The 23804-nt window shown below is 69.5% G+C and carries 20 protein-coding genes; 12 read left to right on the plus strand and 8 right to left on the minus strand.

Annotated elements, in window-relative coordinates; translation table 11 throughout:
* Nucleotides 1-7: 7 nt before the first annotated feature.
* From JRI60_RS04835 to JRI60_RS04845, 3 genes are all read right to left on the minus strand, one after another.
* Nucleotides 8-1030, minus strand: coding sequence for a hypothetical protein (locus JRI60_RS04835; RefSeq protein WP_239470350.1), 1023 nt, complete (start codon nucleotides 1028-1030; stop codon nucleotides 8-10).
* Complete coding sequence (locus tag JRI60_RS04840) at nucleotides 1027-3894, minus strand: serine/threonine protein kinase (RefSeq protein WP_239470351.1); 2868 nt, start codon at nucleotides 3892-3894, stop codon at nucleotides 1027-1029. Before JRI60_RS04840 ends, JRI60_RS04835 begins: the two co-directional genes overlap by 4 nt.
* Nucleotides 3895-4318: 424 nt before the next feature.
* Nucleotides 4319-6028, minus strand: coding sequence for a GTPase (locus JRI60_RS04845; protein WP_430384365.1), 1710 nt, complete (start codon nucleotides 6026-6028; stop codon nucleotides 4319-4321).
* Nucleotides 6029-6083: 55 nt separating this feature from the next.
* On the opposite strand from JRI60_RS04845, the gene JRI60_RS04850 reads away from it, so the two are divergent.
* Nucleotides 6084-6242 (plus strand): hypothetical protein, encoded by a 159-nt coding sequence (locus tag JRI60_RS04850; RefSeq protein WP_204229501.1) that lies wholly within the window; start codon nucleotides 6084-6086, stop codon nucleotides 6240-6242.
* Nucleotides 6243-6253: 11 nt separating this feature from the next.
* Nucleotides 6254-6877, plus strand: a complete 624-nt coding sequence (locus tag JRI60_RS04855) for a pentapeptide repeat-containing protein (protein WP_204224696.1) — start codon at nucleotides 6254-6256, stop codon at nucleotides 6875-6877.
* Between the two features lie 31 nt (nucleotides 6878-6908).
* On the opposite strand, the gene JRI60_RS04860 is transcribed toward JRI60_RS04855, so the two are convergent.
* Both JRI60_RS04860 and JRI60_RS04865 read right to left on the minus strand, forming a co-directional pair.
* Nucleotides 6909-7586: a hypothetical protein gene (locus tag JRI60_RS04860; protein WP_204224697.1), complete on the minus strand. Its 678-nt coding sequence runs from the start codon at nucleotides 7584-7586 to the stop codon at nucleotides 6909-6911.
* A gap of 483 nt (nucleotides 7587-8069) precedes the next feature.
* Entirely contained in the window at nucleotides 8070-8246 is a 177-nt protein-coding gene (locus JRI60_RS04865) for a hypothetical protein (protein ID WP_204224698.1), read from the minus strand.
* A 258-nt stretch (nucleotides 8247-8504) separates the two neighbouring features.
* Here JRI60_RS04865 and JRI60_RS04870 point away from each other — a divergent pair, with 258 nt between their 5' ends.
* Entirely contained in the window at nucleotides 8505-10433 is a 1929-nt protein-coding gene (locus JRI60_RS04870) for a S8 family peptidase (RefSeq protein WP_204224699.1), read from the plus strand.
* Between the two features lie 58 nt (nucleotides 10434-10491).
* Here the strand turns inward: JRI60_RS04870 and kefC are convergent, their stop codons facing one another.
* Nucleotides 10492-12270, minus strand: coding sequence for a glutathione-regulated potassium-efflux system protein KefC (kefC, locus tag JRI60_RS04875; protein ID WP_204224700.1), 1779 nt, complete (start codon nucleotides 12268-12270; stop codon nucleotides 10492-10494).
* A gap of 203 nt (nucleotides 12271-12473) precedes the next feature.
* Here kefC and JRI60_RS04880 point away from each other — a divergent pair, with 203 nt between their 5' ends.
* From JRI60_RS04880 to JRI60_RS04920, 9 genes are all read left to right on the plus strand, one after another.
* On the plus strand, nucleotides 12474-13628 hold the full coding sequence (locus JRI60_RS04880; RefSeq protein ID WP_204224701.1) for a two-component system sensor histidine kinase NtrB: 1155 nt from the start codon (nucleotides 12474-12476) through the stop codon (nucleotides 13626-13628).
* 15 nt (nucleotides 13629-13643) lie between these two features.
* Nucleotides 13644-14837 (plus strand): two-component system sensor histidine kinase NtrB, encoded by a 1194-nt coding sequence (locus JRI60_RS04885; RefSeq protein ID WP_204224702.1) that lies wholly within the window; start codon nucleotides 13644-13646, stop codon nucleotides 14835-14837.
* Nucleotides 14809-16188, plus strand: a complete 1380-nt coding sequence (locus JRI60_RS04890) for a sigma-54-dependent transcriptional regulator (RefSeq protein WP_204224703.1) — start codon at nucleotides 14809-14811, stop codon at nucleotides 16186-16188. The genes JRI60_RS04885 and JRI60_RS04890 overlap by 29 nt, the downstream gene beginning before the upstream one ends.
* A 113-nt stretch (nucleotides 16189-16301) precedes the next feature.
* Nucleotides 16302-17954, plus strand: a complete 1653-nt coding sequence (locus JRI60_RS04895; protein WP_204224704.1) for a chemotaxis protein CheA — start codon at nucleotides 16302-16304, stop codon at nucleotides 17952-17954.
* A gap of 28 nt (nucleotides 17955-17982) precedes the next feature.
* The gene (locus JRI60_RS04900) at nucleotides 17983-19653 is read left to right on the plus strand and encodes a methyl-accepting chemotaxis protein (RefSeq protein ID WP_204224705.1); all 1671 of its coding nucleotides are present in this window, start codon (nucleotides 17983-17985) and stop codon (nucleotides 19651-19653) included.
* Between the two features lie 9 nt (nucleotides 19654-19662).
* Nucleotides 19663-20184 (plus strand): chemotaxis protein CheW, encoded by a 522-nt coding sequence (locus JRI60_RS04905; RefSeq protein WP_204224706.1) that lies wholly within the window; start codon nucleotides 19663-19665, stop codon nucleotides 20182-20184.
* Nucleotides 20181-21107 carry a CheR family methyltransferase gene (locus JRI60_RS04910; protein ID WP_239470352.1) on the plus strand — a complete coding sequence of 309 codons (927 nt, stop codon included), beginning with the start codon at nucleotides 20181-20183 and terminating at the stop codon, nucleotides 21105-21107. Before JRI60_RS04905 ends, JRI60_RS04910 begins: the two co-directional genes overlap by 4 nt.
* Nucleotides 21108-21110: 3 nt before the next feature.
* A complete protein-coding gene (locus tag JRI60_RS04915; RefSeq protein WP_204224707.1) occupies nucleotides 21111-22187 on the plus strand; it encodes a protein-glutamate methylesterase/protein-glutamine glutaminase in 1077 nt (358 codons plus the stop codon).
* A gap of 45 nt (nucleotides 22188-22232) precedes the next feature.
* Nucleotides 22233-23147 carry a hypothetical protein gene (locus tag JRI60_RS04920; protein ID WP_204224708.1) on the plus strand — a complete coding sequence of 305 codons (915 nt, stop codon included), beginning with the start codon at nucleotides 22233-22235 and terminating at the stop codon, nucleotides 23145-23147.
* A gap of 13 nt (nucleotides 23148-23160) precedes the next feature.
* Here the strand turns inward: JRI60_RS04920 and JRI60_RS04925 are convergent, their stop codons facing one another.
* Nucleotides 23161-23418, minus strand: coding sequence for a peroxidase (locus tag JRI60_RS04925; protein ID WP_239470353.1), 258 nt, complete (start codon nucleotides 23416-23418; stop codon nucleotides 23161-23163).
* A gap of 105 nt (nucleotides 23419-23523) precedes the next feature.
* Nucleotides 23524-23766, minus strand: coding sequence for a peroxidase (locus JRI60_RS04930; protein ID WP_204224709.1), 243 nt, complete (start codon nucleotides 23764-23766; stop codon nucleotides 23524-23526).
* Nucleotides 23767-23804 lie beyond the last annotated feature (38 nt).

The raw sequence follows: 23804 nt of genomic DNA on the forward strand, positions 1-23804 counted from the left end.
GTGCACCTCAAAATCGGAAGGTGGCCAGCAGGCCATTCGTGTCGCCACCGATGAGCGGTGTGACGGTCACCGGCTCCACGCGCTGTGCCGGGTCGATACGGTGGGACTGGGGTTGATTGAGGATGAGGAGCACCGCGCCGGTGACGAGCGCGGCTCCGCCAAGGGCATACGTGCCAAACGCCACTCTCTGCAGGGTGTCGCCACGGGTTCGCGTGGCCGCGAGCTGCTGCGTGGGAATGCAGCTCCTGCCATCCTTCGCACACTCCAGGACTCCGGTATCGAAGGTGCCATAGCTGTCAGCCGCTCCTCGATGAAGGAGCGCACCGCCCGCGCCCGCGGCCAGCCCCGAGCCCACCACCACCCAGGGCATCCACACGGGCCACCGGGTCCTGTACTCGATGACATCGAGCTTGATGTTCAGCGTGACCTGCTCCCCCGCCGTCAGGGTCCGGCTCCTGTCCGTGAGCGGGTGGCCTGCCTTGTTGGCGATGATGCTATGGGGCCCGGGGAGAACCATCGCCTCGTGCCGTCCAGGTGCCACGAAGAGGGGACGGCCATCCATCGTCACGGTGGTGCCGGGTTCATCACAGGTGAGCGTCAGCCGGACGAGCTGTTTCTCGACCAGGGTCTTGTAGTTGCTGGCGTGCTCGTACAACCCCGTCTCCAGGGACTCCGGTCCATGGCGCAGTGCCTCCAGGAGGTGCTCGTGCGTCTCGATGGGCTGATCCAGCCGCAGCAGTGCCAGCGCCAGGTTGTAGTGGATGGCCGGGTGGTCCCAGCGCTGGAGGGCCTCGCGGTACTTCACGATGGCCTGGGCGAAGACGGACTCCTTCAACAGGGCATTGCCCGCCTTGAACAGCTGGTAGGCGGCCTGCTGCTGCTGGGGGGAGACGCCGTGTGCCCAGGGCACGGGTCCCGTCGTATCCAACTTGTTCTGGAGCTGTTGCGCCGCCGCGGGGGTCATCCACGCACAGAGCAGTGCCACCGTCATGACGAGACCGGGCAGGGCCCCATTCATCATCCTTCTCATGGTTGCCTTCCCTTCAATTCCTCGGCGATCGGGCTGCCGAGCTGTTCCAGCTGGCGGCGGATGCGCTCCTGCTCGCGCAGCAGCAGTTCCTGCTCACGTTGCAGGAGCGCCTCCCGCTCCCTCGCCGCACGGATGGCTTCTTCCTTGGCCCTTCGCGCCAACGATGCGCTCTTCTCGGCCCGCAGCCGGGCGAACCGGGCGTGCTTCTGCAACTCCTGGGCTCTCTTCAGCGCGGACAGCAGCTCGTCGTTCTTCCGCTGCAACTGGGACCTGGCGTCCTCCGCGGCCTGCTGTGCCTTCTGGCGCTCCAGCTCCTTGGCCTGCACCTCGGCGAGCCGCTGTTTCGCCTCCGCCTCCGCGCTGCGCGCCAGCTCCGCCGCGTCGCGTGCCGAGCCCTCCGCCTGGCGCGCCACCGCCTCGGCCCGCAGCGCCGCCGCCGCCTGACGCTCGGCCTCCTGTTGCGAGTTGCGGATGACCACCAACGCCACCGCAGCCGCGATGACCAGGAACACCAGGAACGTCGTGGTGCCCATGAGCAGCGCCCGCTTCAGCCGCTTGCCCTTCTTCTCCTGGGCGAAGACCGCCTCGAGGAAGTTGCGCTGCAGCTCGGGCAGCTCCCCCCGGTAGCGGCGCTGGAAGCGCTGCGCCTCCTCCACCATCTCTCCGCGCCACAGCAGGTTGTCGTCGAAGTGCTTCGCCTGCCATTGCCGGGCCGCGTTGCGCAGCTGCTCCAGGAAGCCCGCGTCCTCCTGGCCCTCGTCCAGCCAGCGGCGCAGCGTGGGCCAGCTGTGGATGAGCGACTCGTGCACGATTTCGATCGTCGCTCCCGACGCGCCGCCTCCCGTCTGCACGACGAGCAGGCGCGCCTGCACGAGGTGGTCCACGACGCGCCGGAGCTCTCCCTTCTCCTTCGACAGCTCGCGCAACTCCTCCGCCGAGACGATGGCTCGTGTGCGCTCGGGAGTGACGAGCCGCAGGCAGATGGCCCGCGTCAACGCCTGCTCCGATTGGGTCATCCCCGCCATCACGCTGTCGGCATGGCTGGCGAGCGCGCCCGCGATGCCGCCGATGGACTTGTAGGCGCTCTCCGTGAGCAGCTTGCGCGAGGCGTCCCTCGCCTCCCACAACTGCGTGGCGGCGAACTGCAGCAGCGGCAGCGCGCCCGGTGTGGACTCCAGGTGCTCCAGCATGTTGTCGACCATCGCTGGAGTCTCGAAGCGGTAGCCGGCCATCTCCGCCGGTTGGATGAGCGCGTCGCGCAGGCCGTCCCGGTTGGGCGGGGTGAGGAAATAGAGGCCCTGGCTCAGCTCGGCCATGAAGCGCTCGTCCTCCGGCACCCGGTCCAGGAAGTCCGAGCGGATGGAGAGCACCACGCGGATGGGCGAGGTGGCGTCATCGGCGATGCCGGACAGGCACGCGGTGAAGGCCAGGCGCTCTTTCGCGTCCGGCACCAGCGTGTAGAGCTCCTCGAACTGGTCGACGAAGAGCAGGATCCTGCGTTGCCCACGCCTCGCGCGGCTGCGCAGCACGTTGCCGACGTAGCCGGGCGTGGTGCGCAGGTGCTCGACGAGCTTCTCCTGCTCCTGGATGTCCGCCTCCAGTGACGTCGAGGAGCTCACGAGCGGAGCCACCATGCTGGCCAGTGCCGACAAGGGGGTGCGGCCGGGGCGGATGACGAGTGCCTCCCAGGCTTCTCCGGAACGCTTGAGGACAGGCACCACGCCCGCGCGTACGAACGAGGACTTGCCCGCGCCCGAGGGGCCCACCACCGCCAGCAGCGGCCGGTCCTGGATGCGGTTCACCAGGGCGGCGATCTCCCGGGCGCGGCCGAAGAAGCGGTCCGCGTCGGCCTCCTGGAAGGAGCTGAGGCCGGCGTAGGGGCTCTCGTCGATGCGCAGCTGCTCCCGGTTGTACCTGCCGGGGAGGAAGGGCTCCAGGGCGCGCAGCAGCGAGAGCGCGTCCGGGAAGCGCTGCTCCTTGTTCTTGAGCAGGCAGCGGTCGACGACGGCGGCCAGCTCCGTGGGGACATCCCGCGCCACGTCGCGCAGGCGGGGCATCGGCTCGTCGACGAGCGCGGTGACGGCGAGCTGAGGGCCGCTCAGCGTCCCCAGCGGGTGCTGGCCCGCGAGCATGCGGAACAGCATGATGCCCACCGCCCAGATGTCCGTCCGGTGGTCGATGGGCACGCCGTTGCCCCACTGCTCGGGGGACATGTACGCCATCGTTCCCAGGATGGAGCCGCGGCGGGTGAGCTCTCCGCCCTCGTCGTTGACGAACTTCCCGACGAAGGTGTCCGACCCCATGCCCGCCACGGGCTGCTCCTCGCCCTGGAGCACCTTGGCGATGCCGAAGTCGAGCACCTTGATGCCGCCCGAGTCCGTCACGAGGATGTTGTCGGGCTTGAGGTCCCGGTGCACGATGCCCTGCTCGTGGGCGCACACCAGCGCTCGCACCACGGGCACCATCAGCTCCACCGCGCGGGGGGCCGGCGTCCTCTGGCCCGCCACGAGCTTCTTCAACGGCTGGCCCTGGAGGTACTCCAGCACCATGAACGGGCTGCCGGCGTGCTCGCCGACCTCGTAGATGATGACGATGTTCTCGTGGCTACAGCGCGCGGTGGCTTGCGCCTCGATGATGAAGCGTTTGGTGAGGTCCGTGTCCTGGGTGTGCAGGAACTTGATGGCCACGCGACGGCCCAGCCGCGTGTCACGGGCGAGGTAGACGGTGCCCATTCCACCGCTGCCGAGCTCCCGGATGAGCTCGTAATGCTGGATGCGCGTGCCGGGTCCGAGCTCGTTGCTGGAAGGGCTCGGAGCTTCGGCGGGTGGAACCGCACGCAAGGCGCTACTCTGGTGATTGATCATGTCTGGCCGGCCTCCCCAGGACATTCAAGGACTCGATTGAGGGTGGATGCACGTCGATGCTCCCAGCGGGGAGCGTTCCATCCCCCTCACCTCGGCCTGATGGGGCGGAGCCAGCGCGACGGAATGAACCGCCGAGAGAGCGAGGGACGGACGGGGGTCGAACCTGAAGGAGCGGGCTCGGACACGACTGAGAGCCCCAACCTTCGCGTGGGGCGCGAGGGGGGCTACATCCAGGGTGTGTATCCTTGCTTCAAGACATCACGTCGCGCGGACGCATGGGGTGCTCCTCTGGTGGCGTGCACGGCTCCACCGTGCCGTGGAGGAGTCTTGCCTGTTTGATATAGGGCAACAACGGCAACATGATTGCTACGCTCCTGTTCCCTTGCCTACCCCCCGACGCGAGTACAGAGTCGTTGTTGTTTGTTTAGCGAAACCGTAAGAACGCACGGGCCGCTTCTCGCCCGGTGAGAATGCTTTCCTGGACGGACTCACCCATCCGGCCCCCGAGCGCCCCCAGGAGCGCGACGAAGCGCTCGAGGCCCGCGCGGCGCACGGCGCGGGTGGTGCCCGCGAGGCTCAACGAGGTGAGCAGCGCCCCGGCTCCCGCGAGCAGCGCGAACAGCGCCCCCGCGTTGAGGAAGTAGTCCACGCCCAACAGCGGGCCTTCCACGTACGCGCGCACCACGCGGTAGCCCACGTGTCCCATGAGCGCCAGCAGGGGCAGGTTGACCAGGGGCAGCAGAAGCCAGCGTGCCGTGCGCCACCAGCGCGCCACCGTCTCGGCCACCGCCGTGGTGAGCGTGTAGCGCCAGGCGCTCGCGCGCGCCGACCTCAGCTCCGCCAGCAGCGTCTCCACGTCCGGCAGGCCCAGCGTCTCCGGCGACAGTCCGCTCGCGTGCGCCAGGCTCCTCGCCTCCGCCAGCGCGGTGCGCGCCGCCGACTCCACCGCCAGGTCGTCCTCGAAGGGCTCCACCACCGCCGTCTCCGCCGCTCGCGCCCGCGTCCTGTCCCTCACCGCGTCCAGCACCGTCGAGGTCGCCGCCACCGCCAGCCCCACCGGCAGGTTCCGCCGCGCCACCAGTGTCGCCGCCCCCAATCCCCCGGCCCCCACGTAGGAGAGCCTCATGCCCCACGCGGCCGGGCCCCAGAAGCGCCCCGCCGCCTGACTCCGCACCTCCGAGCCCAGGTGGCCCTGCGCCAATCCCAGCCGTGAGTCGAAGTCTGTCTTCAGCGACTCGGAGGCGCGCGCGAGGCCCGACTCCAGCGCGCCCCGCGTCCGCGCCAGCGTGTCCTCCGTCTCCTTCAGCGCCCCCTCCACCCGCGTGATGATTTCCTCCAGCACGCCCCGGGCGTTGGTGCGCCGCACCCGCTCGGCCACCGCCTGCGTGGCCAGGGATTTGAGGTGGAAGAGCAGGGCGCCGAACTCGCCCGAGGGGTCCTCTCCCCGCTGCGCCGCCCGGGCGCTGATGGCGAAGACCGGCACGGACTCCAGCGGCAGCCCGTACTGCTCCGCCGCCAGCCGCCGCGACTGGGACTTCAGGGCCTCGCGTGACTCGGGGGACAGCTCGTCCGCGAAGTTGATGAGGAACACGAGCGCCCGGCGCCGGGCGAACTCGGAGAGGAACTCCACCTGGGTGGCCTCGGCCACGCTGCCCCTGTGCATCACCACGAGCGCCACGTCCGCGCGCTCCAGCGCCGCTCGCGCCACCTCGCGGTGCACGGTGGCCACGCTGTTGAGGTCCGGTGTGTCGATGAACACCTGGCCGCTCCACAGCCCCTGGGGGCCCGGCGTGTAGCGCACCACCTTCGCGCCCGCCTGGGCCAGGGCGTCGAGCCCCGCGCCCTCGGGCGCGAAGACGGTGGCGGCGGAGCTGGTGGGGCGATCCTCCCCCTCGCGCGCGAGCGACTGTCCGGTCAGGGCGTTGAGCAGGGTGGACTTGCCCGCGCCCGTGGCGCCGACGAGGGCCACGGACAGGGGCGCGTCCTTGCGCTCCAGGCCCCGTGCGTAGTCGCGCAGCAGCCGCTCGAGCCGGGCGGCCTGGGGTTTGAGCGCGGGCAGCGCCAGCGCGGCGGAGAGGAGGGGCTCGAGTTCCTGGGGTTCGGGCAGGGTGTCCACGGGCCCCAGCCTCGCCAACGCGCGCGCTCCTGCCCAGCACGGAATTGGGGAGAGCTTCCGCCAGCGGGCACTTGTGTCAGTCACCGGGGCGGCAACCGGCAGGTGGAACAAGGGCGTGGACGTGGTGGATCCGGCAGGCTACCAGTACGAGATTCTCTCCAGCTCGGAGTCGAATCTGGCGCGGCATGGCAGGCGCATGGTGGGCGAACTCTTCTGGATGCTCACCTTCTGAGAGGCCAGCGTATGCTCTACAACAAGGTATTCTACGAGGACCGGGAGATCGAAAACGAGCGGCTGGAACTAACGGACAAGGGCTCGCTCTACTTTCTTGGCTCCAATCTGACGTTGCGCAACTGCACCCTCGTCCTGAAGGTGTCTGCCAAGAACCTGTTCCTGACCGGAGCACGTTTCATCGACTGTACCTTCGAGGTGAAGCAGGAGTTGAAGAACCACCAGGCCTGGGTGAAGGCCTCTCTCGAGGGGTGCCGGTTCAAGGGGCCTCTCTCGGGCTGTGACTTCGGTCATTGGCCTGGTTACGCAAGAGGCTGGGAGCACGGGGCCATCCAGGACTGCGACTTCACCGAGGCCCGGCTCAATGCCTGCCGCTTCATGGGTTGCGACCCCGCGACCTTGCGCTTTCCCAGGTGGCCCTGCTTCACCATCCTGGACCCCATCGGGCGAGCCCCCGAACTGCGCGGCGTCAAGTGGCCGGACCTGTTCGGCCGTGTCGTTGTGCAGGACCTCCACAATGAACCGCCCTCGACGGTGGCTGTGAGCTATCACGCTCCCACTGTCGCCAAACAGCTCGAGACCACGTCCGAAGAGCTCAGGGCCGTCATCGAGAAGCTCGACTGCATCGTGTACTGACGGGGCATGCCGGTTTCGCGCCGCCGGGCAGTCACCTCGATTCGTCCGGGCTGCATCCCCACAGCGTCATGTCCTCGGACACCGTGCCGCAGGTCCAGCCCTCGCCGCAGGAGTCGAGGTCTCGCGGCTCGCACGCGCGGAAGCACGTGCTGACGGTCGATGCCGCCCTTCCACACACGTCACCGGAGGGGCAGCTGTTCGGGACGAGCGGATTGCAGGGGCGCGCGCACCAGAAGGCACCACGGCCTCGCGACATCCATTTGATGCAGCGCTCGCCCTCGGGACAGGGCGTCTCCGGGCAGGTGCCGAAGACGCTCTCCAGACATCGGGATTCCGAGTCGGTGATGCGCTTGCACCGTTGTCCCTGGGGACATCCGAGCTTCTGGCAGTCCGGGACGCAGCCCGGGCCGTCCCTGCCTTCTTCACAGCTGTAACCGGAAGGGCAGCTCCCGGAGTCGTTCCGCTGGCAGGGCAGGCTGCACACCCCATTCACGCACCGAAGTCCCTCGCGGCAGGCCGCACCGGGGGAGATGAAGCCCGAGTCGCAGCTCTCACCCTCGCGCCGTACTCCTTCGGGCGTGCACCTTCGAATGATGGAGCCCGTGGCCTCGTTGTTGGCGACGCGGCAGACGAAGCCTGGAAAGCAGTGGGCGTCCTCCTCGCAATCCGAAGGCATGCATTGCATGCGGCGCGTCTCGCGATCGGGCACGCAGCCTTGTCCTCGTGGGCAATCCCCATCTGTCCGGCAGCTCCCACAGGTGAGCACTCCTCCATCGAGGGTGCAGCGCAGGGCGGCCGCGGGAAGTCCGTCGGGTGCGAGCTCCTCGGCGGACGTCGGGAGCGCGAAGCTGGCGAGAGGTGGGTCGGGTCTCGAAAGTGGTTCTGGCGAGACTGTCCACTCACGGGTCTGTTCCAGGCCCGTCTCGCGCGAGGTGTCCGGGGAGGCGGAGCGTGTCTCCCCGCGCGGAGTGTCGTGATGAGAGGTGCGGGTGATGGGGTTTTTGTCTTCGTGAAATGACGGAGCAGCATCGGACGGGAGCGCCTCGGTTTCACTCGAACCCGGCAGTGCCGTGGTGAGCATCCAGCTGAGGAACACGAGCGTTCCCGTGAGAGTCGCGAGTCTGGCACGCATCGATGGACGTCCCTGATGGCTGGTGGGCCTTTCCGCCATGTCGATCTCTGCGAGAGGCGCCTACTGCTGGCACGCGTAGTTCTCACAGCACATCACGTAGCCCCCGTCCTCGGCGCAGCCACAGGGCCAACATCTCCAGCAGTCCTTGGACAGCGCGTACGCCGCTCCACCCAGCAGCGTGCCTGCCGCGACAGCCGCCGCCATCCAGCGGCGAACGACCTTCTGTCTGCTCTTCATGGCGCCTCCCCCCGTTGGAACTCGCTGAAGATTCTGGAACCCCCGAGCGCGCGGCTCAAAGGCCGGCGGGTACGAGCGTCCAGTCCACCACCTTCGCTTTTCCAATCCGCTTCACGTTTTCCAGGGCTGGAAGAACTGGAAAGCCAGTTCAACCGCTTTTGAACGCGAATCCATGTCAGAGGGCCATGCCAGTGTGCCGCGCGGAACGGGGCGCGTCGTTCCCGAGCCGTTCCCTCACTCACGAAACGAGGACGAAGCATGCACGCTGTCTTCAAGAGACGCATCCTGCACACGCTGGCGCTGGGCCTGTCGCTGACCGCCGTCGCCGACGCGCACGCCGCGGCCAAGGACCTGGTCCCGCGCGCCGCCGCCATCAAGCCCAAGGGCGCCGAGCTCCCTCGGGGCATGTACGTGGAGCGTCTCGTGGTGAAGTTCCACGAGGGCACCCGGGTGCGTCCGCGCGACGGCCGGCTGGTGGCCCTCGCCTCCGAGCGCGGCCCCGACGAGCGCTCGCTCCTGGCCCGCAGCGGGCTCGATGATGCGCGCCTCGCCACGGACCTCGCCTCCGTGTCGGACCTGCTGGCCCGCGTGCCCCGCTCGGGCTCCCTGAAGCCTCTCTTCAAGCAGGACGAGGCCTCCCTCGCCGAGCTCAAGCGCTCGGGCGAGGAGCGCGGTGGCCGCCAACTGGCCGACCTCGGCCTCTACGTCGAGGTGCCGCTGCTGCCCGGTACCACCGTCGGCGGCGTGCAGGACATGCTCGAGCGGCTCAACGCCCTGGATAGCGTGGAGGTGGCCTACGCCGAGCCTCCCGCCGAGCCCGCGATGGTGGGCTTCGGCTCCCTGCTCGCCTCGGGGTTGCTGGCCGCCGCGGACATCCCGCCCGCCACCGCCAGCTACGAGAGCCGCCAGGGCTACCTGGAAGCGGCCCCGAGTGGCGTCGACGCGCGCTACTCCTGGACGGTGCCCGGCGGCAAGGGCGCGGGCGTGCGCATCGTCGACGTCGAGGGCGGCTGGAACACCACCCACGAGGACATGCCCGGCCTCTTCCGCATGAATGGCACCCAGTACAGTGACATCGGCTGGCGCAACCACGGCACCGCCGTGCTGGGCGAGATGGTGGGCGCGGCCAACGGCTACGGCGTCACCGGCATCGCCCACGAGGCCTCCGCCGGTTACGAGAGCATCGGCAGCCAGAGCTCCGCGAGCGCCATCGCCAACGCCGCGGCCGCCGTGGGCCGCGGGGGCGTCGTGCTCATTGAATTGCACGCCCAGGGCCCCGCCGACAGCACCGCCTGCACCTGCAACACCAGCCAGTGCAACTACATCGCCATGGAGTACTGGCAGGCCAACTACGACGCCATCGCCACCGCCACCGCCAACGGCACCCACGTGGTGGAGGCCGCCGGCAACGGCAGCGCCAACCTGGATGACGCGGCCTACGGCGGCGTCTTCAACCGCGCGGTGCGCGACTCGGGCGCCATCCTCGTGGGCGCCAGCACCGCCACCACCCGCGTCCCCATGTGCTGGACCAACTTCGGCTCCCGCGTCGACGTGCACGGCTGGGGCGAGAGCGTGACGTCGCTCGGCTATGGCGACCTGTTCGGCTCCGCCTACGGCGAGAACCAGTACTACACCGCCTCCTTCAGCGGCACCTCCAGCGCCTCGCCCATCGTCACCGCCTCCGTGGCCGACCTCCAGGGCGTGGCCCTCGCGCGCGGCAAGGGCGCGCTGGAGCCCCGCTACCTGCGCAGCATCCTCGCCTCCACGGGCACCCCGCAGGCCTCCGACTCGCGCAACATCGGCCGCCTGCCCAACCTGCGTCAGGCCATCGCCCAGCTGTCCGACTTCACCTGGTCCCAGTCCGGCGCCCTCGCGGGCCAGTACTGCGTCCAGTTCATCGAGACCTCGGACCCCAACGCCTGGAACGACAACTACCTGTGCTCCACCGTGAACCACGGCATCCAGTGGAGCAGCGCCGGGCCCATCTCCGGCATGCGCTGCACGCAGATTCACGAGGGCGCCGAGCCCGTCGAGCACACCTGGAATGACAACTACGTCTGCGTGCCCACCAGCAGCCCGCTCCAGTTCTCCTGGTCGTCCGCGGGCCCCATCTCGGGCAAGCAGTGCGTCCAGGTGTACGAGGACTCGGACCCGCACACGTGGAACGACAACTACCTCTGCTACTGAGGTAGGGCGGGGTTGACGGGAGGGCCGCACGTCCAGAGACGGGCCGCCCTTCCGCCGCTCAGGCGGGCTTCTTCTGCTCGTCCTTCTCGAAGAGCTCCTCCAGCTCCTTGCGCGCCTGGTTCGCCAGCTCGACGAGCTTCTTCTCGTCCCCGTGATGCTTGTAGGTGGCCTGGATGAGGGCCTCGTCGTGCTCGCGGAAGCGGTCCAGCGCGGTCTTGGCCTGCGACCAGGTGAGCCCCAGCTCCTGCAGAATCTCTCCCGTCATCTCCAGGCTGCCCGCGTACGTCTCGCGCATGACGTGGGTGATGCCCAGGTTCAACAGCCGGTAGGTGTGCTGCCGGTTGCGGGCCCGCGCGAAGATGGTGAGGTGCGGGAAGTGCTGGCGCACCGTCTCCGCCGTGCGCATGGAGGCCTCCACGTCGTCGATGGCCAGCACGAAGAGCTTCGCCTTGTCCGCGCGCGCGGCCCGCAGCAAGTCCAACCGCGAGGCGTCGCCGTAGTGCAGCTTCGTGTTGCCGAAGCGCTTGAGGAAGTCGATGTGCTCGGGGCTGGCGTCCAGGGCGGTGAAGCCGATGCGCTTGGCGCGCAGCAGCCGGCCCACCACCTGCCCCACGCGCCCGAAGCCCGCGATGATGACGGGATGGTCCTCGTCGGGGGCCACGTCGAACTCGCGCTTCTCCTTCTTGTGGAAGCGGGGCCGGATGAACCGGTCATAGACGAGGAAGAGCACCGGGGTGACGGCCATGGAGAGGCTCACCACCACCACCAGCAGATCCGCCAGCTCGCGCTCCATCACCCGGAAGCCCACCGCGAGCCCGAAGAGCACGAAGGCGAACTCGCCGCCCTGGGAGATGACCACCGCCATGCTCAGGGCGGGCTCGTCACTCTTGAAGGCCCACCTGCCCAGGGCGTAGAGCACCAGCGCCTTGAGCAGCACCAGCCCGAGCACCAGCGCCACCACGCGCACCGGGCCGCTGGTGAGCAGGCCGATGTTCACCGACATGCCCACCGCGATGAAGAAGAGGCCCAGCAGCAGGCCCTTGAAGGGCTCGATGTCGGCCTCCAGCTCGTGGCGGTACTCCGAGTCCGCCAGCAGCACGCCGGCCAGGAAGGCCCCCAGCGCCATGGACAACCCCACCTGACTCACCAGCAGCGCGGTGCCCACCACCAGCAGCAGCGCGGTGGCGGTGAACAGCTCCTGGCTGTGCAGCGAGGCCACGAAGCGGAAGAGGGGCCGCAGCACATAGCGGCCTCCCAGGACGACGCCGGCCAGCACGCCCACCACCTCGAGCGCCGACACCCACCCGGGCTGGGTCGACTGCGTCACCGGCTCCCCGAGGAAGGGTAGCAGCGCCAGCAGCGGGATGACGGCCAGGTCCTGGAAGAGCAGGATGCCGAAGGAGGCCCGCCCGTGCTCCGTGGGCAGCTCGTTCTTCTCCGCCAGCAGCTGCAGGGCGAAGGCCGTGGAGGACAGCGACAACCCCAGCCCGGCGATGAGCGCGGTGGGCAGCCGCAGCCCGAGCAGCAGCCCCACCGCCGCGAGCAGGGCCCCCGTGGCCACCACCTGCGCCCCGCCCAGGCCGAACACCGAGCGGCGCAGCTCCCACAGGCGCGAAGGTTGGAGCTCCAACCCGATGAGGAAGAGCAGCAGCACCACGCCCAGCTCGGCGAAGTGGAGGATGCTCTCCACGTCCGAGATGAGCCCCACTCCCCACGGGCCGATGACCATCCCCGCCGCCAGGTAGCCGAGGACCGAGCCCAGGCCCAGTCGCTTGAAGATGGGAACGGACACCACAGCGGAGGCCAGGAAGACGAGGGCCTGGTGCAGGAAGGACATGGCGTCTTCTTGTCATGGCCGCTCGCCGGTGGGCAATCCCAGGTCCCCCGCACAGCGGGCGGACGGGCGCGCCGGATGGAGTACCCCCTTGCCAGCGGTTCTCCTCCTCCATGCTGCCGCTCCACCCGTTTCCCCTCCCAGACAGGACCTCCGCCACGTCGGAGGAGACGCCCCTCGAGGGTGTGTGTTGCTGTGGCCACGGCGTGTCTCCCTTCACCGGCTCGCCTCACGAGGGCCAGGGGCCCTGGAGGAGATCGCCGACGCCCGCCAGCCCGGACCGCGACGAGGACTTCCGCCTCCTGGTCGAGAGCGTGGAGGACGCCGCCCTCCTCATGCTCGACCCCGGTGGCCGCATCACGAGCTGGAATGTCGGCGCCGAGCGCATCAAGGGGCACCGCGCCGAGGACATCCTCGGGCGGCACTTCTCCGTCCTCTTCTCCGAGGAGGACGTCGCCGTGGGCCGGCCCCGGCGGCTGCTGAGCACGGCGGAGGCGCGGGGCAAGGCCCGGGACGAGGGCTGGCGGGTGCGCGCGGACGGCTCGCGCTTCTACGCCCATGTCGTCCTCACCGCCCTGCGCGGCCCCGACGGCGAGCTCCGCGGCTTCGCCAAGGTGACACGTGACATCACCGCGCGCCGCGAGACCGAGGCCCGGCTGCGTGAGGCGCAGGAGTCGCTGCGCCGCGGTGAGTCCCTGTCCCGGATGGGCACGCTCGTGGCCGGCGTGGCCCACGAGGTGCGCAACCCCCTCTTCGGCATCTCCGCCACGCTCGACGCCCTGGAGGCGCAGCCCGGTCATCCCCAGCCGACCGCGCACTCCCTCACCCTGCTGCGGCGCGAGGTGTCACGCCTCGACACGCTCATGCGGGAGCTGCTCACCTACGGCCGCCCGCGGAGCACCGAGCTGCAGCCGGGCCCGCTCTCCAGCGTGCTGGACGCGGCCTTGGACGCCACCGCCGCCCTCGCCCGCGAGCGCGAGGTGCGCGTGGAGCCACGGGTGGAGCCGGACCTGCCCCGCGTGGCCATGGAGCCGGGGCGGCTCACCCAGGTGTTCCACAACCTGCTCACCAACGCCCTCCAGCACTCCCCGCGCGGCGGCACCGTGTGGCTCACCGCGCGGCACGTCGTGGGCGACGGGGCCCCCCGGGTGGAGTGCGGGGTGAGGGACCAGGGACCTGGCTTCCCACCCGAGGAACTGCCGCGCGCCTTCGAGCCCTTCTTCACCCGCCGGACGGGCGGCGTGGGCCTGGGCCTCCCCATCGTCCAACGCATCGTGGAGGAGCACCACGGGACGGTCTCCGTCGGCAACCGGCCCGAGGGGGGCGCCGAGGTCCGCGTGTGTCTCCCCACGGGAGGATGAGGTTCCTCTCCCTCCATGCCGACCCATCCGCCTCGACCCTCGGAATGCCCCGGTGAGCAGCCCTCCTGTGCGTTCCCCAATCCCACCCCCCCGGACTGCGGTGAGGACTTCCGCCTCCTGGTCGAGAGCGTGGAGGACGCCGCCCTCTTCATGCTCGGGCCCGATGGCCGCATCACGAGCTGGAACACGGGCGGCGAGCGCATCACGGGCTACTGCGCCGCGGAGGCCCTCGGGATGCACTTCTCGAAGGCCTACCTCGAGGAGGACCTCGCCACGGGTCTGCCCCAGCGGCTGTTGGAGGAGGCGGAGTCCTCGGGCAAGGCGCGGACCGAGGGCTGGCGGGTGCGCAAGGACGGCTCGCGCTTCTACTCCCGCACCCTCTACACCGCGCTGCGGGGCCCGGATGGCCGGCTTCGCGGCTTCGCCGGGATGACCCGCGACATCACCGCGCGCCGCGAGACCGAGGCCCGGCTGCGCGAGGCGCAGGACTCGCTGCGCCGCAACGAGACCCTGTCGCTGATGGGGGCGCTGGTGGCCGGCGTGGCCCACGAGGTGCGCAATCCCCTCTTCGGCATCTCCGCCACCCTGGATGCCTTCGAGGCGCGCTTCGGCCAATCACGGGAGCACGTGCCCTACGTCTCCATGCTCCGGCGCGAGGTGTCGCGCCTGCACCAGCTCGTGCACGGGCTGCTCACCTATGGCCGCCCGCCCAGCACCGAGCTCCACCCCTGTACGCTCTCCAGCGTGCTCGACGAGGCCGTGTCCGTCACCGCCGCCCTCGCCCATGAGCGCGAGGTCCACGTGGAGGTGCGGGTGGCGCCGGACCTGCCCCGCATCCCCATGGATCCAGGCCGGCTCGCCCAGGTGTTCCAGAACCTGCTCGCCAACGCGCTCCAGCACTCCCCACACGGTGGCACCGTGCGGCTCATCGCGCGGAGGAGCCCGGACGAGGAAGCCACCCGGGTCGAGTGCCTGGTGATGGACCAGGGGCCCGGCTTCTCACCCGAGGATCTGCCGCACGTCTTCGAGCCCTTCTACTCTCAGCGTCCAGGGGGGGTGGGTCTTGGCCTCTCCATCGTCCAACGTATCGTGGAGGAACATCGTGGCTCGGTCTCCGTGGGCAACAGGCCCGAGGGGGGCGCCGAGGTCCGGGTGTGCCTGCCTGCCGAGGGGGCGCTGAATGCAGCGACGGATTCTGGTGGTCGATGACGAGCCGGCGGTCCGTTTCGGCATCCGCCACTTCCTCGAGGCGCACGGATTGGAAGTCGTCGAGGCGGAGGGTTGCCGCCAGGCACGCGAGCTCTTCCGTGGCTCCCGGCCCGACCTGGTGCTGCTCGACTACCGCCTGCGGGATGGCACCGCGCTCGACCTGCTCCCGGAGATGCGGGCGATGGACCCCTCCATCCCGGTGCTGGTGCTCACCGCACATGTCTCCATCGACACCGCCGTCCAGGTCATCAAGCACGGCGCGGAACACTTCCTGCCCAAGCCGGTGGAGCTGCCCACCCTGTTGATGATGGTGGAGCGCCTGCTGGAGGCCCAGCAGACGCGCCGCCGGCAGCAGGCGCTCGCCGCGAGCGGCCCCGAGGCGCTCAATCCCTTCCTGGGTGGGAGCCGCGCCATCCGCGAGCTGGAGTCCACCGCGCGCCGCGTGCTGGACAGCGACAGCGCCGTCCTCATCCAGGGCGAGACGGGCAGTGGCAAGGGCGTGCTCGCCACGTGGCTGCACCTGCACGGCTCGCGCGGCGCGGGCCCGCTGGTCCAGCTCAACTGCGCGGGGCTGTCCCCGCAGTTCCTCGAGACGGAGCTCTTCGGCCACGAGCGAGGGGCCTTCACCAGCGCCGTGAGCCGCAAGCAGGGCCTGCTGGAGGTGGCCCACCGCGGCACCGTGTTCCTCGACGAGATTGGCGACATGGACCTCCTGGTGCAGCCCAAGCTGCTCAAGGTGCTGGAGGAGAAGCGCTTCCGCCGGCTGGGCGAGGTGGAGGACCGCTCGGTGGATGTGCGTCTCATCGCCGCCACCCACCAGAACCTGGCCGAGGCCGTGAGCGTTCACCGCTTCCGCAGCGACCTGTACTTCCGCATCAGCGCCCTGCCGCTGTTCATCCCCGCGCTGCGCGAGCGGCCCGAGGACATCCCCGTCATCACCCGGGACCTGCTCGCGCGGCTCTCCCGCGAGCTCGGACGCCCCGGGTTGGACCTGACGCCCGAGGCCGAGGCCGCCCTGCGCGCCTACTCGTGGCCCGGCAACCTGCGCGAGCTGCGCAACGTGCTGGAGCGCGCCGTGCTGCTCTCCTGCGCCCCCGTCCTGCGGCCGGACGACCTGCAGTTCAACCATGTCCTCGCGCGAGCGCTCTCCCCCTCGCCCGCGGAGCCCAGGCGTTCTTCCTCCGAGCCCGCGGAGCTGGACCTGACCCTGCGGGAGGTGGAGCGCCGACACATCGAGCGGGTGCTCGCCGCCGAGGGCGGACACGTAGAGCGGACGGCCAGACGGCTCGGCATTCCGCGCAGCTCGCTCTACCAGAAGCTCAAGAGACTGGGCCTCTCGTCCAAAATCTAGAATCCAGAATCCATGTTTCAGACTCGGGCCGTCGTGGGACGTCCCACGGTTGTGATTCCAAGGAGTTGTCCACCAGCGGACACTGGCGTGGAGATTGCTCTTGACGCGGGCAGATGAAGCCCGAGTTGGAGAAGGTCCATGCCGTCTTCCTCACGGAGACGGAGGAGCAGCTCACCAGCCTGGAGCAGGACCTGCTCGCGCTCGAGGCGTCTCCCGGTCCGGAGACCTTGCGAGCGGTCTTCCGCACGGTGCACACCCTGAAGGGCGGCGCGGCCGTCATGGGCCTCTCCGAGGCGGTGGAGCTGGCGCATACGCTCGAGGACCTGCTCACCCGGCTGGAAGGGGGGGCGCTGGTGCTGCACTCGGGGCTGGGCACCCTGCTGCTGCAGTCGGTGGACGCGATGCGCGAGCTGGTGGGCCTGCGGCCCGTGGCCGAGCCCGACCTGCGTCTGCCCGCCCGGGACGTGCACGCGCTGCTCGACAGCACGGTGAAGGCCGCCCGGCCCATGGCCCCGCCCTCATCGGCGGGCGGCATGGAGCGGGCCTCGCGGGAGCCGTGCGCCGAGTCCTCCGAGTCCTCTCCGGCCCGTGAGCGCACCCTGCGCGTGGGGCTGGACCGGTTGGACCGGATGCTGGACCTCACCGGGGAGATCGCCATCGCGCGCGGGCGCCTCACCTCCATGCTCGTGCAGGCGCACCGCTACACGCCGCAGCAACTGCTGGAGGCGCACCGAGAGGCGGACCGGCTCTACCTGGACCTGCAGGAGCTGGTGATGAAGGTGCGGATGGTGCCCATCGGCCGCACCTTCCAGCCCTTCACGCGCACGGTGAGAGACCTGTGCATGGCCACCGGCAAGCTGGTGCGGTTGGAGGTGAGCGGCGAGGACGTGGAGGTGGACACCACCGTCGCCGAGCTCATCCGCGACCCGCTCACCCACCTGGTGCGCAACGCGATGGACCACGGCATGGAAACGCCGGAGGTGCGCCGGGAGCGAGGCAAGGACCCCACCGGAACGCTGGCCCTGCGCGCCTTCCACGAGGCGGGCACCATCGTCATCCAGGTGTCGGAGGACGGGGCCGGGCTGGACCGGGCCCGCATCGCCGCCCGGGCGCGTGAGCGCGGACTGCTGCTCTCCGAGGAGATGCCCCCCGACGCGGACCTCTTCGCCTTCATCTTCGAGCCGGGCTTCTCCACCGCCGAGCGCATCACCGAGCTGTCCGGCCGCGGCGTGGGCATGGACGTGGTGAAGCGCAACGTGGAGGCGTTGCGCGGCACCATCACCGTGGACACCTCGCCCGGCCAGGGCGCCACCTTCAGCCTCCGCCTGCCGCTCACCCTCTCCATCATCGAGGGCTTCTCCGTCGGGGTGGGGGAGGAGACGTACGTCATTCCGCTGGAGAACGTGCTCGAGTGCGTGGAGCTGCCCCCCGACGAGCGCCGCCCCGGCCGCACCGGCTTCATCAACCTGCGTGGCGAGCCGCTGCCCTACCTGCGCCTGCGCGAGCACTTCCAGCTCGGCGGCGAGCTGCCTCCCCGCGAGAACATCGTCGTCATCGGCCATGAGCGCGGCCAGGCGGGCATCGCCGTGGACACGTTGCTCGGCCAGGGCCAGACGGTCATCAAACCCCTGGGCAAGCTGTGCCAGGGATTGCCCGGGCTGGCCGGCTCCACCCTGTTGGGCGATGGCCGGGTGGCCCTCATCCTCGATGTGCCCGCGCTCCTGCAACAGGCCTTGAAGGCGGCTCAGCCCGCCGTCGCGGCTTGAACCTCTCTCCCCCCTCACCCCTGCTCCCATGACCTGGTTCTACGACCTGAAGATCTCCTTCAAGCTGATGCTGGCCTTCCTCTTCTTGAGCCTCCTCAATCTCCTGCTGGGGGTCTTCGCCATCGTCCAGCTGGGCAAGATGAACGATGCGACCGATGAGGTGACCGACAACTGGATGCCGAGCATCACTTATGTCTCGAGCGCGAATACCGACACCTCGGACTTCCTCATCTTCGAGCAGCAGCACGTCCTCACGAACGACGCCGCCCAGATGGCCCAGTACGAGCGGGACATGCGGCGGGAGTTGGAATCCGTCAACGACAACTTCAAGAAGTACGAGCCGTACATGACCACCGAGGAGGAGCGGCGCCTGTCCGCGGAGTTCCTCGCGCTCTGGAAGGACTACCTGGAAGAGCACGAGAAGATCCTCGCGCTGTCGCGCGCCAACCAGAAAGAGGAGGCCCGCGTCCTCAGCCACGGCCGTGCGCAGCAGACCTACCAGGCCGCCTCCGACAAGCTGGAGGATCTGGTGGTGTTCATCCTCAAGGCCTCGCAGAAGGCGTCGGACGACTCGGATGCCACCCATGACCTCGCGCGAGGGTGGATCTTCTCCGCCATGGGGGGCAGCTTCCTCGTCGGCCTGCTGCTCAGCGTCGTCCTCGCCCGGGTCATCTCCCGGCCGCTGAGCAACGCGCTCCAGGTGGCGGACCGCATCGCCGAGGGAGATCTCACCGTGCGCATCTCCTCGGAGTCGCAGGACGAGACGGGGCGGCTGCTGACGGCCATGCAGCGCATGGTGCAGAAGCTCGCCGAGGTCATCGGCGAGGTGCGAGAGGGCTCCGATGCGCTGGCCTCCGCCTCCGCGCAGGTGTCCTCCTCCTCGCAGAGCCTGGCCCAGGGCACCAGCGAGCAGGCCAGCAGCGTGGAGGAGACCACCTCCAGCCTGGAGCAGATGACGGCCAGCATCACGCAGAACCGGGACCACAGCCGGCAGATGGAGCAGATGGCCATGCAGGGCGCCCGGGACGCCGAGGAGAGTGGCCGGGCGGTGAAGGAGACGGTGGAGGCCATGAGCTCCATCGCGCAGAAGATCTCCATCATCGAGGAGATCGCCTACCAGACGAACCTGCTGGCGCTCAACGCGGCGATCGAAGCGGCGAGGGCGGGAGAGCACGGCAAGGGCTTCGCGGTGGTGGCCACGGAGGTGCGCAAGCTGGCCGAGCGCAGCCAGACGGCGGCGAGGGAGATTTCGGGGCTGGCCTCGGGCAGCGTGAAGGTGGCGACGCGCTCGGGAGAGCTGCTGACGGAGCTGGTGCCCTCCATCCGCAAGACGGCGGACCTGGTGCAGGAAGTGGTGGCGGCCTCGACGGAGCAGGCCGGTGGGGTGGGGCAGATGAACAAGGCGATGGCGCACGTGGACCAGGTGACGCAGCGCAATGCGTCGGCCTCGGAGGAGCTGGCGTCCACGGCGGAGGAGATGTCCGCCCAGGCGGAGGCGCTCAGCCAGCTCGTGTCCTTCTTCCGCGTCGCCGATGGGGGGCGCGGCTCCCGGCCGGTGCAACGTCCTCCGGCCCAGAAGGTCTCCGCCGCGCACGGGCTGAAGGCCGCGGCGCATGGGCTCGGGTCCACGGCTCCGGCTCCTCGGGCCACCCTCCCCGCCGCGCTCCCGGATGAGGACCGCGAGTTCAAGCGCTTCTAGGAGACATCCATGAGCGGACAGATTCCCGCGGCATCCATGCAGTACCTCAGCTTCATCCTCGCCGGAGAGGAGTACGCGCTTGGCATCCTCCAGGTGAAGGAGATCATCGAGTACGACACCGTGACGCGCATTCCCGGAGCCCCGGTCTGGGTGAGGGGCGTGTTCAACCTGCGAGGCAGCGTGGTGCCCGTGGTGGACGTGGCGGTGAAGCTGGGAATGCCACCGGCCACGCTGACGAGGTGGAGCTGCATCGTGGTGGTGGAGTTGAAGCTGAATGGGGAGCGGCTCGTGCTGGGGCTGCTGGCGGATGCCATCGGACAGGTCATGGAGCTGGACCCCGGTGAGGTGGTGCCGCCGCCGTCGTTCGGCACGCCGGTGCACGTGGACTACCTGATGGGGATGGGACGGCCCGGCGGGGGGAAGAAGTTCGTGCTGCTGATGGACATCGACAAGGTGCTCAGCAGTCAGGAGGTGCTGGTTGCCAGCACGTTGCGGACCCAGGCGGAGGGGCCCGCCCAGAAGGACGCATGAACCAGGTATCGGCCATGGGTGACGAATCCATCCGGGGGGACAGGCCGCCCGCCCCCCTTCACGAGCCACTGGAGCTCACCGAGCGGGAGTTTCTCGGCTACCAACGGCTCGTCCATCGAGAGGCGGGCATCTGGCTGTCACCGGTGAAGCGGGCGTTGCTGGTGGGGCGGGTGTCGCGGCGGCTGCGCGAGCTGGGCGGCATCTCGTTCAGCGCCTACTTGAAGCGGGTGGAGGACGACGACGCGGAGCGGGTGCGGCTGTTGGATGCGCTCTGCACGCACGAGACGCACTTCTTCCGCGAGCCGCGGCACTTCGAGCTCCTGGAGCGCGAGGTGCTGCCACGCTGGCGCGCGCAAGGAGACACCGGCAGCGGCGAGGGGCGGCGGGTGCGGGTGTGGAGCGCGGGGTGCTCGACGGGGGAGGAGCCCTTCACCCTGGCCATGGTGCTGCGCCACCACCTGCCGGCCGGGGAGGGCTGGCACATCGACATCCTGGCGACCGACCTCTCCACCCGCATCCTCGAGCAGGCGCGCCGGGCGCTCTGGCCGTTGGACAAGTCGCGGGAGATTCCCAAGCCCTACCTGCGCTACATGTTGAAGGGCACGGGCAGCCAGGAAGGGCGCATGAAGGCGGGCCCCGAGCTGCGCTCGCTGGTACGCTTCCAGCGAGTGAACCTGAATGATGGCCAGGGCGTGGCGGGGCGCTTCGACATGGTCTTCTGCCGCAACGTCCTCATCTATTTCGACGCGGCCTCGAAGGCCCGGGCGGTGGAGCGGCTGGTGGGACACCTGTCGCCCCGGGGACTCCTCTTCCTCGGGCATTCGGAGAGCCTCTCCGGGCTCGGATGGCGATTCCGTACGGTGATGCCTACCGTGTACGCGCTACGAACTCCGGTCATCGACGAGACCGCCACGAGCGGGTGATGCATGGCTTCCGTGTTGCGCGTGCTGGTGGTGGATGACTCCGCGGTGGTCCGCCAGGGCATGCTGATGCTGCTGGCGCGCGAGCCCGGCCTGGTGGTGGAGGTGGCGTCGGACCCGCTCATCGCCCGGCAGAAGATGATGAGCCACCGGCCGGACGTGCTCCTGCTGGATTTGGAGATGCCGCGCATGGACGGGCTGACGTTCCTGCGCGAGCTGATGCGCGAGGACGAGCCGGTGCCGGTGGTGGTGTGCTCCGGACTGGCGGGGCCGGGCTCGGAGATGGCCGTGCGGGCCCTGGAGGAGGGGGCGGTGGAGATCATCTCCAAGCCCTCGCTGGGCGTGGGGGACTTCCTGCGCGAGTCGAGGAGCCGGTTGCTGGAGTCCCTGCGGGGCGCGGCCCGGGCACGTTCCCGCCTGGCCCGGCGGATGCCCACCGCGCCCGAGGAGACACGGCAGCTGGAGAAACCGGCGTCCACGCTGCTCTCGGTGACGACGGACAAGGTGGTGGCGCTGGGGGCCTCGACGGGAGGCACCGAGGCGCTGCGGCAGATCCTGATGCCGATGCCTCCGGACTGCCCGGGGATCGTCATCGTGCAGCACATGCCCGAGCAGTTCACGACGGCCTTCGCGAAGCGGCTGAACGAGCAGTGCCGCATCGAGGTGAGGGAGGCGGCGCCGGGAGACCGGGTGCAGCAGGGCAGGGCGCTGATCGCCCCGGGCAACCGGCACCTGCGGGTGAAGCGCAGCGGCGGGTACTACCGGGTGGAAGTGCTGGATGGGCCGCGGGTGTCGGGGCACATTCCGAGCGTGGACGTGCTGTTCCACTCGGTGGCGCGAGCGGCGGGCGCCAACGCCGTGGGGGTACTGCTGACGGGGATGGGCGAGGACGGCGCGGATGGGCTGTTGGCGATGAGACAGGCGGGCGCGGCGACCATCGCCCAGGACGAGGCGAGCTGCGTGGTGTTCGGCATGCCACGCGCGGCCATCGAGCGCGGCGCGGTGGACGAGGTGTTGCCGATCTCGCTCATCGGCGAGTCCGTGCGGCGCAAGGCATGGCAGCACGTCAGAGCAGGGCGCTAACGTGGCTGTGCCCCCGGAAGGTGGGCCGGGGGGAAAGGACAGTCCATGTTCGCGATGCTGGATGTCTTGCTCGGCGTTACCTTCATCTACCTGCTGATGAGTCTCATCTGCTCGGCGGGCGTGGAAGCGATCGAGATCATCATCAAGAAGCGCGCGAAGGCGCTCCAGGACACGCTGTACGGGCTCCTGGGAGACCAGGGCGCCCAGCAGTTCTACTCGCACGCGCTCATCCAGGCGCTCTACAAGGAAGACGGCAGGCCCCCTTCCTACATCCCCACGAACACCTTCGTGCTCGCGATGATGGAGGGCGTGCTGCGCCGAGGCGCCCGCGGCTCGCTGACGGAGCTCGAGCAGAAGGTCCAGGCGATGCCAGAGCAGGCCTCGCGCCTCAAGGAGGCGCTCCTCGCGCTCATCTCCTCCGCCGATGGGGACCTCGCCCGGTTCCAGGCGGGCCTCGCGGGTTGGTTCAATGCCTCGATGGACCGGCTCTCCGGTGCGTACAAGCGCCGTACCCAGGTCATCGTCTTCGCTCTCGGCCTGGTGCTCTCCGCCGCGTACAACATCGACACCATCCAGATCGTCAACCAGCTCTCGCGCAACGCTTCCCTGCGGGCCGCCCTGGTGCGCGCCGCCGAGACTCAGCAGGGGGCGGGCTTGCCGGGCACCGGGACGAGGGCGGCTCAGGAGCGCTTCGAGCAGCAGATGAAGGTGCTCGGAGACCTCGGGCTGCCCCTGGGCTGGAGTGATGGCGAACAGACGGGGGGCACACCGCTCGCGGATCTCCGCCGGCCACCGGCCACCCCCGTGGGATGGGTGCTGAAGGTGCTCGGGCTGCTGCTGACGGGCCTCGCCGTCTCCCTGGGCGCGCCCTTCTGGTTCGACGTGCTCAACAAGGTCGTCGTGGTGCGCTCGACGGTGAAGCCCGGCGAGAAGAGCCCCGAGGAGCGCTCGAAGGCCTGAGCCGGGCGCCCACCTACTCCTTCTTGTCGGCCGGCGGGCCCGCGTAGCCCACCTGGGCGAGCCGCTCGGCGCTGCGCTGGTAGACCTCGACCGGGTGCTCGCGCACGCCCATGGCGTCGTTCCACCGGTTGTAGAAGTTGAACAGCGAGCACACGGTGATGGCGTCGTAGACGGCCTCGTCCGTCCAGCCCGCCGCCTTCACCGCCTCCACGTCCTCGCGTTGGATGCGCTCCGACTCGCGATTCACCTTCTCCAGAAAGCGGAACAGCACCCGCTCGGCCTCCGGAATCGGGGCCGTGTCGAGGTCCTCCAGGACGGCTCGGACCTTGTCCTCATCTCCCAGCAGCTTCGCCGCGACCGCGGCGTGGGAGTCCGTTCAATACACACACTGGTTGCGCCGCGAGGTGAAGGCGGCGATCAGCTCGCGCATCCCGGGCGACAGGGGCGAGGGGCCTCGCATCGCCACCTGGGTGAGCTGCGCCAGCGCGTTCGTCATCTCCGGCTTGAAGGCGAACAGGTGCCAGATGCCCGCCAGCGGCATGCCCTGCCCGCGCGCACGGCGGATCAGCTCCGAGTAGGGGCCCGTCCCTTCGTGCTTCTCCACATCCTCGAGGAACATGCGCTGTCTCCGTTGGAGGACCAAGGGGCTCTCACCCT

It is taken from the genome of Archangium violaceum (assembly GCF_016887565.1).
Taxonomy (GTDB): domain Bacteria; phylum Myxococcota; class Myxococcia; order Myxococcales; family Myxococcaceae; genus Archangium; species Archangium violaceum_B.

Bases quoted from the DNA above. Each gene is read 5' to 3' on its own strand.
- JRI60_RS04835 (WP_239470350.1), bottom strand. From the start codon at position 1,030: ATGAGAAGGATGATGAATGGGGCCCTGCCCGGTCTCGTCATGACGGTG.
- JRI60_RS04840 (WP_239470351.1), bottom strand. From the start codon at position 3,894: ATGATCAATCACCAGAGTAGCGCCTTGCGTGCGGTTCCACCCGCCGAA.
- JRI60_RS04855 (WP_204224696.1), top strand. From the start codon at position 6,254: ATGCTCTACAACAAGGTATTCTACGAGGACCGGGAGATCGAAAACGAG.
- JRI60_RS04865 (WP_204224698.1), bottom strand. From the start codon at position 8,246: ATGAAGAGCAGACAGAAGGTCGTTCGCCGCTGGATGGCGGCGGCTGTC.
- JRI60_RS04870 (WP_204224699.1), top strand. From the start codon at position 8,505: ATGCACGCTGTCTTCAAGAGACGCATCCTGCACACGCTGGCGCTGGGC.
- kefC (WP_204224700.1), bottom strand. From the start codon at position 12,270: ATGTCCTTCCTGCACCAGGCCCTCGTCTTCCTGGCCTCCGCTGTGGTG.
- JRI60_RS04885 (WP_204224702.1), top strand. From the start codon at position 13,644: ATGCCGACCCATCCGCCTCGACCCTCGGAATGCCCCGGTGAGCAGCCC.
- JRI60_RS04890 (WP_204224703.1), top strand. From the start codon at position 14,809: ATGCAGCGACGGATTCTGGTGGTCGATGACGAGCCGGCGGTCCGTTTC.
- JRI60_RS04895 (WP_204224704.1), top strand. From the start codon at position 16,302: ATGAAGCCCGAGTTGGAGAAGGTCCATGCCGTCTTCCTCACGGAGACG.
- JRI60_RS04900 (WP_204224705.1), top strand. From the start codon at position 17,983: ATGACCTGGTTCTACGACCTGAAGATCTCCTTCAAGCTGATGCTGGCC.
- JRI60_RS04905 (WP_204224706.1), top strand. From the start codon at position 19,663: ATGAGCGGACAGATTCCCGCGGCATCCATGCAGTACCTCAGCTTCATC.
- JRI60_RS04910 (WP_239470352.1), top strand. From the start codon at position 20,181: ATGAACCAGGTATCGGCCATGGGTGACGAATCCATCCGGGGGGACAGG.
- JRI60_RS04915 (WP_204224707.1), top strand. From the start codon at position 21,111: ATGGCTTCCGTGTTGCGCGTGCTGGTGGTGGATGACTCCGCGGTGGTC.
- JRI60_RS04920 (WP_204224708.1), top strand. From the start codon at position 22,233: ATGTTCGCGATGCTGGATGTCTTGCTCGGCGTTACCTTCATCTACCTG.
- JRI60_RS04930 (WP_204224709.1), bottom strand. From the start codon at position 23,766: ATGTTCCTCGAGGATGTGGAGAAGCACGAAGGGACGGGCCCCTACTCG.